Origin of the sequence: Halorientalis marina (assembly GCF_023028345.1) — an archaeon.
GTDB lineage: Archaea > Halobacteriota > Halobacteria > Halobacteriales > Haloarculaceae > Halorientalis > Halorientalis marina.
Window position 1 is genome coordinate 1,170,193 of record NZ_CP095487.1, and the last position, 12,947, is coordinate 1,183,139.

Here is a 12,947-nt window from a genome sequence, read left to right on the forward strand (position 1 = left end):
GGTCGTCCCGGTCAGTGGTCGGTCTCCTCGTTCAGGAACTCGTGTGCCTCCTCCAGGATCTCCCGCGGGCCGTCCTGGGTGACGGTGTTTATGGCCTGCTCGTAGTCGCGCCACTGCAGGTCGCGGTGTTCGTTCGACAGTTCGGCGCTCGCCTCGAAGGACTTGGCGATGAACAGGTGAACCGTCTTGTGGATGGTGTTCCCGTTCGCCTCGAACACGTAGTCGTACTCTTTGCGGAAGCCGTCGATAAGCCGGAACTCGCCGATTCCGGCCTCCTCTTTCACCTCGCGGATCGCCGTCTGCTGGAGTTCCTCCTCGCCCTCGACGCCGCCCTTGGGAAATTCCCAGTCGCCCGGGCGGGACTTGAGCAGGAGGTACTCCCGACGGCCACGCGTATCGCGAAAGAGGATCGCTCCCGCGCTCGTGGCCTCTATCATTACGACACGGTACTCGGCGGGTACTTAAGAGAATGTCGGAGAGTTGACCGCCCCGTCTCCCGGTCCCACGGCGGCCCGCGTCGAAGGGATGGGTTTTTGCCTGTCGGCGGTCGACTGCCGGGTAGATGCCGTTCGTCACGAAACTGACGCTCGAAAGCGGTGACCGCCGCGGCCTCGACGACGTCGTCGACCGGATCAAGGAGGAGGCCGCGCGGAAGGGCGTCGAGTTCAAGGGCCCTCATCCGGACCCGCCGGACGAACTCGCCGTGCCACAGAGCGCGCGGCTCGTGGCCGACAGCGACCACTTCTCCTCCTGGCGCTACACCGTCTACCGGCGGAGCATCGAGATCGTCGGTCACGACGAGTTCGCCCGCTCGGTGGCCGAACGGGACTTCCCCGACGGCGTGTACGTCTCCGCCGAGATCGAACAGCGGAGCCAGCTGGGCTGAGGCGGCCGGGCAACAGCCAAGTCCCTCCCTCGCATTCCTTCCCGCATGAGCGACAGCGACGCCACCGACCGCGTCCCGACGGACCGGCTCGTCGACCTCCGGCGGACGTTCCACGAGCGCCCGGAACCCGCCTGGCGGGAGTTCTGGACCACCGCCCGGGTCGTCGACGAACTCGAACGCATCGGCGTCGACGACCTGTTCGTCGGCCCCGAACTCCTCGCCCCCGAGGCCCGGATGGGCGTTCCCGACGAGGCCGACCTGACGGAATGGCACGACCGGGCCCGCGACGCGGGCGCGGACCCCGACACGCTCGACCGCCTTGGCGGCGGGCAGACGGGCTGTCTGGCCGTCCTCCACGGCGACCGCGACGGCCCGACGGTCGCCCTCCGGGTCGATATCGACGCCCTCCCGCTGTCCGAATCCGGGGCCGACGACCACACCCCTGCCGCCGAGGGCTTCCGCTCGCGTCACGACGGGGCCATGCACGCCTGCGGCCACGACGCCCACATGACCATCGGGCTCGGCGTCGTCGAGGCACTCGCCGACCGGGACTTCCCCGGCACCGTGAAGGTCCTCTTCCAGCCAGCGGAGGAGGTCGTCGGCGGCGCCGCGTCGGTCGTCGCGGGCGGCCACCTCGACGACGTGGACTACCTGCTGGCCCTCCACATCGGCCTCGACCACCCGACGGGCGAGGTCGTCGCCGGCGTCGAGGGTATCCTCGCGGTCTCCCACTTCCGGGCCGAGTTCTCGGGCGAGTCCTCCCACGCCGGCGGTCACCCGGAAGACGGCCGCAACGCCGTCCAGGCGATGGCGACGGCGGTCCAGAACCTCTACGGCATCCCGCGTCACTCCGAGGGCGCGACACGCATCAACGCCGGCGACGTGGGCGGCGGCACCGCCGCGAACATCATCCCCGAACACGCGTACATCGAGGGTGAGGTCCGTGGCGAGACGACCGAACTGATGGAGCACACCCGCGAGCACGCGGACCGAATCCTGACGAACGCCGCCGAGATGCACGACTGCGAGGTGTCGGTCACGACCGCCGGCGAGGCCCCGAGCGCGACACCGGACGACGCGGTGGTCGACGTCGTCGAATCGGTGGCCGGCGAGACGGCTGGCGTCGACTCGGTCCGCCGGCACGCCGACCTCGGCGGGAGCGAGGACGCCACCTACCTGCTGCGTCACGTTCAGGAGCAGGGCGGGAAGGCCAGTTTCGTCGGCGTCGGGACCGACCACCCCACCGGCCACCACACGCCGACGTTCGACGTGGACGAGGCGTCGCTCCCGCTCGGCGTGGCGGTACTCGCGGACTCGATCCGGCGACTCGCCGACGAGCGGCCCTGACGAGAGGTCGCGGCCGGCCCGGAGTCGGGCCGGCAGGTCGTCACCGACCGCTCACTGCCAGTCCCCGAGGACGAACGTCTGTTCGCTCCCCGGATCGCTCCAGATGACCTGCACGCCCGCGTTGTCGAGCGCGAGGTCGCTGTAGGCGTTCGTGCTCGTCGGGTCCTTGAGCGTACTCCGGTTCACCGTGACGGACATCCCGGCGGCCACGTCCTCCGGCGAGCCGTCGGCCATCTCCTGCCAGGTGTAGCGTCTATCGACCACGTCACCCGGCACCGCCGCCTCCGAGACGACGATGTCGACCCGTTCCGCATCGACCGTATCCCCGCTATCGTGGGTGATTTTCAGACTGTCCTCCGGCGGTGCGTCGTTCGACGCGTCGTAATCGAAGGCGATCGCGACCCGCGGTGCCGACGTCTGCTGGTCGTTCGAGAGCCCCAGGAAGAACGACGCGGCCGTGGCCGCCAGCAACACCGTGATCGCGACCATCAGCACCACGCCGATGACCTGTGACACCGCCTGATCGTCACGCAGCAGTTCGTACAGTTGCATTCTTCCTTCCCCCAACACGAACGGGTCCCGACCCGACGCCCCGTCTCAGCCCGAGTGCCGTCCCCACGGTTCGTGGGCCGGGACGGTCCCGTCCCGTGTTATCGATACTAGCCGACTCGCCACTCATAAAGCTTGAGCAGGGGTTACACCGGGGTTTATGAGGAACTCGGCCACGGAGCGAACAGGGTCGGCGACGGGGCGGCAACCGACGGGTCAGTACTTCGGATCGGCGCCGGTCGTCGTGTAGATCTCCTCCATCAGTTCGTCGCGGCGCGACCGCCAGGCCGGGAAGGCGTCGGGCGTACCCGGGTACTCCTCGTAGTGCTCGAGCAGCCGGTCGGCCAGTCCCTTCGTCTGGTAGAGGTCGTAGATGGTACTCCAGTGACCGTAGCTCTTGACCGCCGTCTTCAGTTTCAGGAGCGGGCCGATGTCGGCGGAGCCGGAGTACAGCGCCTCGGAGAGCTTGGTGACGGGGAGTGCCGCAAGCAGGGCCATCAGGTCGTCGATGTCGTAGGCCGTCGTGAAGATGTTGTACACGTCGAGTGCGGCGTAGCGGCCGCCGAAGTGGTCCATCACGCGCTCGTTGTACTCCCAGAGCGCGGACTCCCCGACGGTTCCGTCGCTGATCCCCTCGATGGCCGCTTCCGCGGCGTAGGTGCCGGCGTAGGCCGCCCCGGCGATGCCGCCGCCAGTCGTCGGGTTCACGTGGGCCGCCGCGTCGCCGACGGCCATGAATCCCGGTGCAGTCGCGGAGTCGTAGGGTCGCCGAGTCGGCAGGGCCGCGCCGAGCTTGTCTTTCACCTCCGCGTTCTCGAACTCCGGACGCTCGCGTACGTCGCGTTTCAGCGCCTCCACGAGCTGCATCGGGTCCTCGTTCATCTGGAAGCCCAGGCCGACGTTGATCTCGGTCCGGGTCCGCGGGAAGTACCAGAGATACCCCGCCGAACGCTGGGTGGGTTTGAACACGAGCGCGTCGTCCCACTCAACCGGCTCGTCGACCTCGACGATCTCCCGGTAGGCCGAGGAGAACTGCGAGTACTGGACGTTCGTGTCGAAGGTGGCCGCTTCCAGGTCGGCCTTGTCCTGCAACAGCGAGAGCGAGCCAGCACCGTCGATGACGACCTCGGCCTCGTAGGTGAGCGGGTCCCCCTTCCGGATCGCGGTGACGCCAGTGACCCGACCGTCGTCGTCCTGGCGCACGTCCTGGACGACGGTGTCGTAGTGGAACTCGGCGCCCGCGGACTCGGCGCCGTCGATGATCCGCCGGCCGTACTCCATGCGGTCGATGACGGCGAGTTCACCCGGCACCGGGATGTCGAGCACGGTGTCCTCGGCCGGAATCTCGAAGCGACCGTGGTCCACGTCGGTGTTGGTGAAGGCGGGTTCGATCTTCGATTTCGGGATGCTCTCGGGGAACTTGTCGGCGCCTTTGAGCGCGTCCCCGCAGGCGATGTGGCCTGCCTCCTGCTCGGTCTTGCGTTCGAGTACGACGACGTCGAGGCCCTCGGCGGCGACCGTCGCCGCCGCGTAACACCCTGCGGTCCCCGCACCGACGATAACCACGTCGTACGTCCGGGTCCCCCCGCCGGCCGTCGACCCGGCGGCGTCGGACTCCTCGGTTGCCATGCCCGCCCCTCGACACCGCACGGAGAAAACTCTTTATTCCGCAACTTGCGCGGACCCACCCGGTCGTGACGAGAACCGCCGGAATAAAGAGTTTTGTCGCGGCCCGCGTAACGACCGCCCATGACCGACTACACCGTGGAGTTCGTGGGGACGGGCGAGACCATCACCGTTTCCGAGAAAGATACCATCCTGCGGCGGTGCATCGACGAGGGCATCGCACAGGAGTACTCCTGTCGCGTCGGGATGTGTCTCGCCTGTTCTGCAGAAATCCTCGAGGGGGAGGTCACACAGCCCGCCGCCCACGGGCTCACGGACGAGGAGAAAGAACGGTACGCGCTCACCTGTATGGCGCGGCCGGCCTCCGACCTGAAACTCGACCGCGGCGAGTACCCGCCGAGCCTCGAAGCCGACGCCGTCGACGCAACCGGCGATCCCTCCGCCGCCGACGACTGACGGTCACTCGACGACCTCGACACCGGTCACCGCGAAGCGCGCGCCGCCGGCCGCGCTCTCCTCGACCGTGACCGTCCAGCCGTGGGCCTCGGCGATGCCGTCGACGATGGCGAGGCCGAAGCCAGTCCCGTCGTCGTCGGTCGAGTAGCCGCGGTCGAAGACCGCCTCTCGCTCACCCTCGGGGATGCCAGCGCCGTCGTCCGCGACCGCGAAGCCGGAGTCGTCGGGGAGGTCCGCGACGGTCACGGTCACGTCCGCTCCGCCGTGCTCCACGGCGTCCTGACGAGCTTGCGAGTCAGGGCTCGTCGAGCCGTGCTCGACGGCGTTTTTGACGAGGTTCTCGAACAGGGTCCGGAGCCGGTCCGCGTCGGCCAACACCGTCGCCTCGGCGTCGACGACCAGGTCGGCGTCGCCGGTCGCCACCGTCCCCCAGGCGTCGCGCGCCACCCGCTCGATGTCGACCGGTTCGGTCTCGTCGACGGCCCGTCCCTCCCTGGCGAGCGCGAGGAGGTCGTCGATGAGTTGCTCCATCCGCTCGTGGGCCTCGGCGACGCGGTCGAGGAACTCGTCGTCGTACTCGTCCTGCAGGACCTCGGTGTGGCCGATGGCGACCGTCAGCGGGTTCCGGAGGTCGTGTGCGACGACGCTCGCGAACTCTTCGAGCCGCTCGGTCTGTCGTTCCAGTTCGCGTTCGCGCTCCATCCGCTCGGTGACGTCCCGGACGATGCCGACCGTACCGTCGATCCCTTCGTCCCCGTCGAGGAGCGCGATATCGATCTCACACCACCGGGACGTCCCGTAGTTCGTCTCGACCTCGCATTCGAGGACACCGCGGTCCACGTCGCTCGTCAGGAGCGCCCGGATTACCTCCTCGCCTTCCAGCACGTCCTCGTCGTCGAGCAACTCGGAGACGTGTTCACCCACGATCTCGTCGCGCTCGTAGCCCGTCGCGGCGACGAACGCGTCGTCGACGAACTCGAACCGGCCGGCCCTGTCGAGGACGTACACCGGGTCGTTCGAGGTCTCGACGATTCGCCGATACTGCGTCAGTTCCTCCTCCCGACGTTTCCGTTCGGTGACGTCGACGAAGACGCCGACCAGCAGCGTCGAGTCGTCGGCCGTCACCGTCTCCCCTCTCCCCGAAATCCAGCGGCGCGTGCCGTCGGCCGTCTGCACCCGGAACTCGGCGTCGAAGCGTTCCTCCGTCACCGCACGCTCGAAGGCGTCGGCGACCGTCTCCCGGTCGACCGGGTGGACGCGGCCGAGCAACTCGTCGAGCGCCCCCTCGGTGGCCCCCTCGTCGATCCCGAACAATTGATTCACCGACGCGTGCCGGGAGAGCCGGTCGCTCTCCGGGTCCCAGGTCCAGACGCCCGTCTCGGTCCGTTCCAGCGCGTCGTCGACTCGCGTCCGGTCGAGGCCGGTCTCCACCTCGGCATCGGCTGGTTCTGCCGGCTCCGTGTAGACGCCGTAGACGCCCGGCGTGCCGTCGGCGGCGGTGAACGGGATCGTCCGGAACCGGAACCGTCGGCTGCCGTCGGTCGTGACCCTGGTGACGGTCGTATCGACGCGGTCCGTCGCCGCGGCCGCGTCCGCGTCATCTGCTGCGCCGGTCGGGACCTGCAACACGCCCGCGGACCGTCCGGCGAGGGCGTCGTCGGTAAGGCCGAACGTCTCCTCGAAGGCGGGATTGACCGCGCGGACGACCGCGTCGCCGTCAACGTACTCGAGACGGATCGCGGGGTCGGGGTGGCGCTCGAACAGGACGCCGAGGTCGGCAGCGTCCGGTTCGAGCCGGCCGTCCCGGTCGCCGCGGCTGCCGTCGCCAGCCGCGGTTCCGTTCACGGTGTGCCTGAGCGCGTCGAGGAGGACCGCGGGGTCGTCGTGGGCGCGGTCCTTCTCGACGTAGTCCGTCGCCCCGGCCGAGAACGCGTCGCTCGCCACCCGTTCGGAGCCGCTGTCGGTGTAGAGAACGAACGGGAGGTCGGGCCATCGCTCCCGGACCTCCTCAAGAAACGTGAGGCCGTCGACCTGTGTGAGGTCGTAGCCGCTGACGACGCAGTCGTACGAGCCGGTCCCGAGCGTATCGATCGCCGCCGCCGCGTGGTCCACCTCCTCGATCTCGAACTCGTCGTCCGCGGCCACCGTCGCTATCGCTGCGTCCGTTCCGTCGACCTGGTCGTCGACGTACAGGACCCGTACGGTCTCCGACTGCTGTTCCGCCACGCTTGAACGTACCCCCATCGACTACGTCTCGCTTTGACGACGTTTCATATAACAGTACTGTTCGTTCTTGGACCTCTTAGCGCCGAAATGAACCGATAACGAGTCACTACGGACTCGTAACGACGTGTTCGATATCTTCAGGCATCGTGAACGACCCCCTCGGGGACCGGGCTCGGCCGCTCGGCCGGGTTCGAGACCCCCGTCGCTCACGTCGTGTCGCCGGTCCCGTCGTCGTTCGCCTGCTGGTCCATGATCTCACTGTCTCCCTTTTCGCCAGTCCCGTCGTCCTTGCCAGTGATCTCGCCGCCGTCCTTCACGGACTCGCCGCCCGCGTCGTCCGACCACTCGTCGATCCGGCCGTCTCCGGCCAGCCCGCCCTGCTCGCCGAGCGTCGCGAGCGGGCCCTCGGGCGGCTCCGGCGGGGGCTCGTACCGGTACACCAGATCGTCCACCCGGCAGTAGCAGGTGTCCGTCGCCACGTCCTGCAACACGCGACGGTCACTGTCGATAGCGACGTCGACGAGTCCGTCCAGCGTCTCCACGTCGATCCGCTCGCCCGCGAACGTCTCCGGGTCGAGTCGTGCCGTCGTGATCCAGTCGTCGAACTCCGCCCGCGACCGCTCGTAGGTCATGTACGCCCGCTCCGCGTCCGTCAGTTCGATCCCGCCCCTGTATCGGGCGACCGCGAGACCGATCAACCCCACCAGTCCGAGGACGAACGCAAGTGGCGCGCCGCCCCGCCGGATCGGGCCGTACGTGTTTTGCACCGTGACGGTCCGGTTGGTGCTGGTGGTGTTCACGACGCGGCCCGGGTCGTCCACCCGGTAGATGCTGTCGTCGTCGCTGAACCGGACCGGGTACTCCTGTGTCCGAGCCACCTCCCGGTCGTTGACCTCTCCTTCGGTGTCGACGACCGCGACGAGGCGCACCTCCTTGGTCCCCGGGGTTCCGCCGACCCGCTCGTCAATCTGCCGCGTCTCGTTGAACAGTTCCGTCACGTTCCGGGAAAACGCTACCCGGACCGTCTCGCCCGGCGACAGCGATGCCGCCTCGGTGGCGTTCACTCGTCGCGTCACGCTCCAGTACTCGATTCCCTGGCCGCCCTCGTTCGCCTCGCCGACCGACCGTATTCGAAGCTCGAGGTCGACGTCCGCCCGCACGTCACCGCTCCGCGACGCATCGTAAGTGTACGTGAAGGCCCCGTTCAACCGTGGCGTGAGTCGGCTGAAGTACGCCTCCCGGTTCGCGAGCGTCTCGCCGGTCGGATACACCGGGTTCGGCGACTGGACCGTCCCGCGGTGGTCGAACTCGCCGACGAACTCGGCGCTCGTCCCGGGTCGCTGTTCGACGTGGACGCCCGGGTCCGCATACGCGTCGTAGGTTATGTATCCGCCCCCGACGACGAGTACGCCCAGCACGCCGACGACGAGCCAGAACTGACCGTCTAGTACTGCCCGTATCCGTCGACCCCGCTTCCCCATTATCGAGTAATCCATTTATCACGAACCGATAAAACACTTTGCCATCCGACACGGCCCCTACTCGCCCGTTACAGCCACCCGAGGGCCGTCCCTGCCCCGTCGCGGGAGCGCGATCGGAGCCGGCCGGTGCCGACCAGCGCCATCCCGACGACGTAGAACCCGCCGCCGAGCAGGGCGTCGATGACTATCAGTGGTAGCCACGGGTGCACCTCGTACAGCGTGGTGATCGTCGACTCCGGGAGTACCGCGAGGTACCGGTGCTGGACGAGAAACTGCCGGTAGTACCCGGTCTCCGGTGGCGCCGACAGCGTCAGCGTCGCGTTGACCGACGAACGGGCCGGAACGGACAGTTGCCGGGGTTCGATCCCGACGCCGTCGCTCTCCGGTTCGAGGAAGACGACGACCGGGACGAGCCCGCCGTTCCCTATCGGGTACTCGACCGTCTCGCTCGTCCCGGTCTCGATGACTCTCGGGCCCGGCGAGTCGGATTCCGCGCTCACGATGCCGAATTTCTCCGATCCTGCCGGTACGACCATTGCCGCCGTCGCCCCGACGACGATCAACAGCGCGAACCCCGCGACGACGACCCGCGTGCTCGTCCCCGAATCCCGCGACCGCTCCCGGTCACGGCGTCGGTTCTCACCCCCATTCAGCCACAGGTCGAGGACGTATGCGATGACTGACAGTGCAAGCAAGAGGTACGCGAGCCCCTGCACGCCGAGCAGCGACCGCGTGCCGAGCGTCGCCGCGAGGGTTCGCTGGACCGTCTCGAGCGCCGACTGGGTCCCGGTCACGACCGTCCCGACGAATGGGATCACGAGCACGGAGCCGCCCGGTTGCCAGGCGACGGCGACGATCTGTGTCCGCTTTACCAGCGGCTCCTCGTCGTCCTGATCGGTGAAGGGGTTGCCGTCGCCTTTCGTGACGAATCCGCGGTCGGTCTCCTCGACGACGCGGTGGGTCGTCAGCCCCCCGCCATTGAGCGTCTCCGCCCGGAACGTGATCACGTCACCCTCTTCGACCTCACCCGCGACGCCAGCCGGGATCGCCACGAACCCGTCGCCCGGGTCGAGCGTCGGCTCCATGCTATCGGACGTGACGTAACTCAGAAGCACCGGCTGACCGAGCACCTGCCCCGCGACGAGCGCCACGATGAGGACTACCGCGATCCCCTCCAGTACCAGGCCCACTTTCTTCTTCATGATCGAGTCCGTCGCCCCGTATCGTTCAACATCGCCCTCCTACTTTGTGGTCACGGTCCGACACCTCACTCACCCGTTGCGTAATACCACAGCCCCGCAGTCGAGGTGGCAAGCAGCAGGATCAACAAAACGAGCCACCACGGAATCTCACCCAGTACCAGGGACGCCCTCTGTCCGGTATCGGTGTCCCGTGCAGGATTCGCCGCCGTGAACGCCCCGTCGGTCGTGGTCGTTCCCGGTGGTTCCGCTGCGGTCACGGTGGTCGTGTTCACCGCCGTCTCGCCGTTGGTGCCGGTCCCGCTCGGTTCGGTGTCGGTTGTCGTGGTCGCCGTAGTCGTCGTATCGGTCGCCGAACCCTCATCGTCGTCCGAGGTCGGCGTATCGGTGGGCGTCGGGAGCGACTGGATATTGGTCTCTCCGGTGCCGCCACCACCACCGCCTCCATCGTCGGTCTCTGTGGTCGTTTCGGTCTCGGTGGTCGTCGTGTCCGTCTCCGTGGTGGTCGCCTCTGTCGTGGTCGGTTCGCTCGCCGTCTCCACGTCACCGGGTTCGGTGACGTTCGCGTGGACAGTGAAGCCGTCGACGTTCTCGATGTTCGTCCCGTCCGTGGCGTCGATCAGGACGCCGACAGCGACGCTCTCCTCCGGGCCCAGTTCGACGGCGTTCTCCGCTCCCTCCAGGCTCTCGTCCGTGTCGTCTCCCTGGTAGAACGTGACGTCGTCGTTGTCGTCGGTCAGATACACCTCCGCCCACTGGTCGCCGGTGTAGGTGATCGTGAACACGCGGTGGACGGGCGTGACGGTGCCGGCGTTGACACCGTCACCCTCCACGTCGGTGTTGGCCCGGGTGAACTGTAGGGACAGTTCTTCCTCGCCGTCGCCGTTCCGGTCTTCCATCACCGCGTACGCGCCGTTGGGCCCGGGATGGGGTTCTAGAACGACCTCGGTATCTCGGACGGCATCACCGTCCCCAGTCAGCGGCGCCGCCATCGAGGGCAGGAGCAGGCTCCCCGCAGCGAGGAGTGCAGCGACTGCGAGGAGGCGTCGACGGTTCATATGTGTTTTATGTCACTATTGCTTCCGTTCGATTCGAATTCGCAGTTCTCGACGGGCATGTCACCAGCGAACAAGTCCCCCTCAATTGCTATGCCGTTGTCAGTGAAGGTCGAATCAACGATCCCCGTCTTCCCTTTTGTGTCGTCACTGACGTTCGATTCGATTTGGTCAGCTAGAGGGGTCTTATCGTCAACACTCGCGATGTCCCCGTCGAAATCGATTCCAGTCTCGTTTCCGTCCACGGTCAACCCCTCCATGCCGACCGCATCGGGATCGTCCATCCGCAATCCGTCGTACTCGTTGTCGACGAAGTCGGTGTTCCAAATGTAGCCTTCCTGAACGTCTTGGAAGACCATCCCGTTTTGATTGTCTCTGACCACCGAGTTCCGTATCTCTAACTCCGACGTGGTCGAATCGCCACCAAAACCTCCCTGCACGACAAACCCACCCTGTCTTCCCTCGAACGTACAGCTCTCTATCTGGAGCCCTCGAATCGTGTCCGTAACGAGGACACCGTCCGTAACATCTTGGACCCTTTCCAATTCGATACGGATCATGCGCAGGTCGGTAACCGTACCGCTCCCGTTCGCTTCGATTTCTATCGAACTGTGGGCACTAGAGGGTGTCTCTCCGAACGTCAGGTCGCAGAACTCGATCCGCTTTTCCGATGACTCTGCGACAACCTTTATTTGATGAGATATCGACGGAGCACCTCCCTCACCCCTGACCTCCAGCGTGTCCGGTACTGTAATTGATACCGTCTCCGGCCCCGGCCCCAATCTCGACAGCGCGTTCTCGACCTGATTGGCTGCCGTGAGCGTCACCGTGGCGTCGCTACTCGTTAGGGTGATACCAGCGACCGAGTCACCCGAACTCGACGGTTCGATCGCCAGCGTCTCGTCCGTTCCCGAGCGTGTGAACTCGATGGCGTCGCGTTCCCCGTCGCTCTCGCCAGTGAGTTCGATCGTCTTCGAATTGGTCGTGTACGTGATAGAATTCGCCGTCGCCGCGGAGGGGTCGAACAGGTCCGCCAACGCGATAGTCGCCGATTCTCCACCATCATCGATCGTCGCGATCCAATCCGTGCTCGGCACCACTCCATAGCTGTCCCACTGAATCGCGACCGACGAACCGGTCTGGGACGTGAATTCGACATTCGAATCCGGCGACAGGACGTACTCGACCCAATTTCGGCTGTTACTGGGGTCGGTAACGCGGAATGCCGGTTCTTTTCTCGGATAGGTTCCCTCCTCGATTCCTATCACCACGTCCTCGCCACCGCTCGCGTACTCGGCGGCCGTCGGAATCGTGTGGAAGTACCGCGTCGGTTCGCCCGCTTTCGAGACGTTGATCGGCGGGTAGGGTCTGGTGGTCCCCGGCGCCCCGCTCGGCCGCTCGGCGTCGGCGTGGATCGTCATCGTCAGCTCCTGATCGCTCGTCACGTCGTGGGTGTCGACGTGGACGCCGATGTTTACGGTCTCGCCGACATCGAGCCTGATCACGCTGTCGCTGTCGTCCCGGAGTTTCGTCCCGCTGTTCCCGTTCGGATACAGCCAGATGTCGGTCCCGGAGCCGCTCGGAGTGAAGTTCCCCGACGCGCCACCGAATGTCCCCCAGACGTAGACGGGCTGTGTGCCCTGGTTCGTCACCCGGAACACGTCGTCGAAGTCGTAGACGGAGTCGGTTCCGAGTCCCGTCCCACCGGCGTCGGTCTCGTCGAAGTCCAGCGCGAGCACGCCGCTGTCCAACTGTTCCGCGAAGACGCCGTTGGCCGTGCCCGACGGTGTGAGTTTCAGGAGCGCTGCATCGTCGTCCGCGACGGCCACCGTCACGTCCCGCCGTGCGCTGACGCTACTGAACGCTCCGGTCCCGACGATCCCGCCAGCCCCAGCGAGGCCCCCCAGCCCCGCCAGGAGTCTGCGTCGTCTCATCTTCGCCTCAAACCCACCGACGGAATCGAACCGCCGTGCGCGCCTGCGTGGGCGATGGTAACGATCGTTCCTGCCGGACAGTCATGTCGCCGAAGTCGTAATCGTAGGGTCCGTTGTCTTTCTCCATGTCGTATCTCGTTCCGATCGATCCATGCGGCAGATACCTTCATGGGCTAGTTTTCGACCAA

11 protein-coding genes are annotated in these 12,947 nt (G+C 66.6%); 3 read left to right on the forward strand and 8 right to left on the reverse strand.

The genetic code is table 11. The features are described from left to right. Window positions 1-11 precede the first annotated feature (11 nt). Window positions 12-437, reverse strand: a complete 426-nt coding sequence (locus MUG96_RS05975) for a bis(5'-nucleosyl)-tetraphosphatase (RefSeq protein WP_246987416.1) — start codon at window positions 435-437, stop codon at window positions 12-14. Between the two features lie 125 nt (window positions 438-562). On the opposite strand from MUG96_RS05975, the gene MUG96_RS05980 reads away from it, so the two are divergent. Both MUG96_RS05980 and MUG96_RS05985 read left to right on the forward strand, forming a co-directional pair. After that, window positions 563-886, forward strand: a complete 324-nt coding sequence (locus MUG96_RS05980; protein WP_246987419.1) for an uS10/mL48 family ribosomal protein — start codon at window positions 563-565, stop codon at window positions 884-886. A 45-nt stretch (window positions 887-931) separates the two neighbouring features. Beyond that, window positions 932-2,233, forward strand: a complete 1,302-nt coding sequence (locus MUG96_RS05985; RefSeq protein ID WP_246987421.1) for an amidohydrolase — start codon at window positions 932-934, stop codon at window positions 2,231-2,233. Between the two features lie 51 nt (window positions 2,234-2,284). On the opposite strand, the gene MUG96_RS05990 is transcribed toward MUG96_RS05985, so the two are convergent. Continuing rightward, window positions 2,285-2,785 carry a type IV pilin domain-containing protein gene (locus MUG96_RS05990; RefSeq protein ID WP_246987424.1) on the reverse strand — a complete coding sequence of 167 codons (501 nt, stop codon included), beginning with the start codon at window positions 2,783-2,785 and terminating at the stop codon, window positions 2,285-2,287. Between the two features lie 213 nt (window positions 2,786-2,998). After that, entirely contained in the window at window positions 2,999-4,411 is a 1,413-nt protein-coding gene (locus tag MUG96_RS05995; RefSeq protein WP_246987426.1) for a geranylgeranyl reductase family protein, read from the reverse strand. A gap of 120 nt (window positions 4,412-4,531) precedes the next feature. On the opposite strand from MUG96_RS05995, the gene MUG96_RS06000 reads away from it, so the two are divergent. After that, a complete protein-coding gene (locus MUG96_RS06000) occupies window positions 4,532-4,864 on the forward strand; it encodes a 2Fe-2S iron-sulfur cluster-binding protein (protein WP_246987429.1) in 333 nt (110 codons plus the stop codon). 3 nt (window positions 4,865-4,867) lie between these two features. Here the strand turns inward: MUG96_RS06000 and MUG96_RS06005 are convergent, their stop codons facing one another. The 5 genes from MUG96_RS06005 to MUG96_RS06025 all read right to left on the reverse strand — a co-directional run bounded on the left by MUG96_RS06005 (window position 4,868) and on the right by MUG96_RS06025 (window position 12,759). Beyond that, complete coding sequence (locus MUG96_RS06005; protein ID WP_246987431.1) at window positions 4,868-7,108, reverse strand: hybrid sensor histidine kinase/response regulator; 2,241 nt, start codon at window positions 7,106-7,108, stop codon at window positions 4,868-4,870. A gap of 188 nt (window positions 7,109-7,296) precedes the next feature. Beyond that, window positions 7,297-8,571 carry a DUF5305 domain-containing protein gene (locus tag MUG96_RS06010; protein WP_246987433.1) on the reverse strand — a complete coding sequence of 425 codons (1,275 nt, stop codon included), beginning with the start codon at window positions 8,569-8,571 and terminating at the stop codon, window positions 7,297-7,299. Between the two features lie 68 nt (window positions 8,572-8,639). After that, a complete protein-coding gene (locus MUG96_RS06015; protein ID WP_246987434.1) occupies window positions 8,640-9,773 on the reverse strand; it encodes a signal peptidase I in 1,134 nt (377 codons plus the stop codon). Between the two features lie 65 nt (window positions 9,774-9,838). After that, window positions 9,839-10,828 (reverse strand): hypothetical protein, encoded by a 990-nt coding sequence (locus MUG96_RS06020; protein WP_246987436.1) that lies wholly within the window; start codon window positions 10,826-10,828, stop codon window positions 9,839-9,841. Continuing rightward, window positions 10,825-12,759 (reverse strand): right-handed parallel beta-helix repeat-containing protein, encoded by a 1,935-nt coding sequence (locus MUG96_RS06025; protein WP_246987438.1) that lies wholly within the window; start codon window positions 12,757-12,759, stop codon window positions 10,825-10,827. The genes MUG96_RS06020 and MUG96_RS06025 overlap by 4 nt, the downstream gene beginning before the upstream one ends. Between the last annotated feature and the right edge of the window lie 188 nt (window positions 12,760-12,947).

Bases quoted from the DNA above. Each gene is read 5' to 3' on its own strand.
- MUG96_RS05975 (WP_246987416.1), bottom strand. From the start codon at position 437: ATGATAGAGGCCACGAGCGCGGGAGCGATCCTCTTTCGCGATACGCGT.
- MUG96_RS05980 (WP_246987419.1), top strand. From the start codon at position 563: ATGCCGTTCGTCACGAAACTGACGCTCGAAAGCGGTGACCGCCGCGGC.
- MUG96_RS05985 (WP_246987421.1), top strand. From the start codon at position 932: ATGAGCGACAGCGACGCCACCGACCGCGTCCCGACGGACCGGCTCGTC.
- MUG96_RS05990 (WP_246987424.1), bottom strand. From the start codon at position 2,785: ATGCAACTGTACGAACTGCTGCGTGACGATCAGGCGGTGTCACAGGTC.
- MUG96_RS05995 (WP_246987426.1), bottom strand. From the start codon at position 4,411: ATGGCAACCGAGGAGTCCGACGCCGCCGGGTCGACGGCCGGCGGGGGG.
- MUG96_RS06000 (WP_246987429.1), top strand. From the start codon at position 4,532: ATGACCGACTACACCGTGGAGTTCGTGGGGACGGGCGAGACCATCACC.
- MUG96_RS06005 (WP_246987431.1), bottom strand. From the start codon at position 7,108: ATGGGGGTACGTTCAAGCGTGGCGGAACAGCAGTCGGAGACCGTACGG.
- MUG96_RS06010 (WP_246987433.1), bottom strand. From the start codon at position 8,571: ATGGGGAAGCGGGGTCGACGGATACGGGCAGTACTAGACGGTCAGTTC.
- MUG96_RS06015 (WP_246987434.1), bottom strand. From the start codon at position 9,773: ATGAAGAAGAAAGTGGGCCTGGTACTGGAGGGGATCGCGGTAGTCCTC.
- MUG96_RS06020 (WP_246987436.1), bottom strand. From the start codon at position 10,828: ATGAACCGTCGACGCCTCCTCGCAGTCGCTGCACTCCTCGCTGCGGGG.
- MUG96_RS06025 (WP_246987438.1), bottom strand. From the start codon at position 12,759: ATGAGACGACGCAGACTCCTGGCGGGGCTGGGGGGCCTCGCTGGGGCT.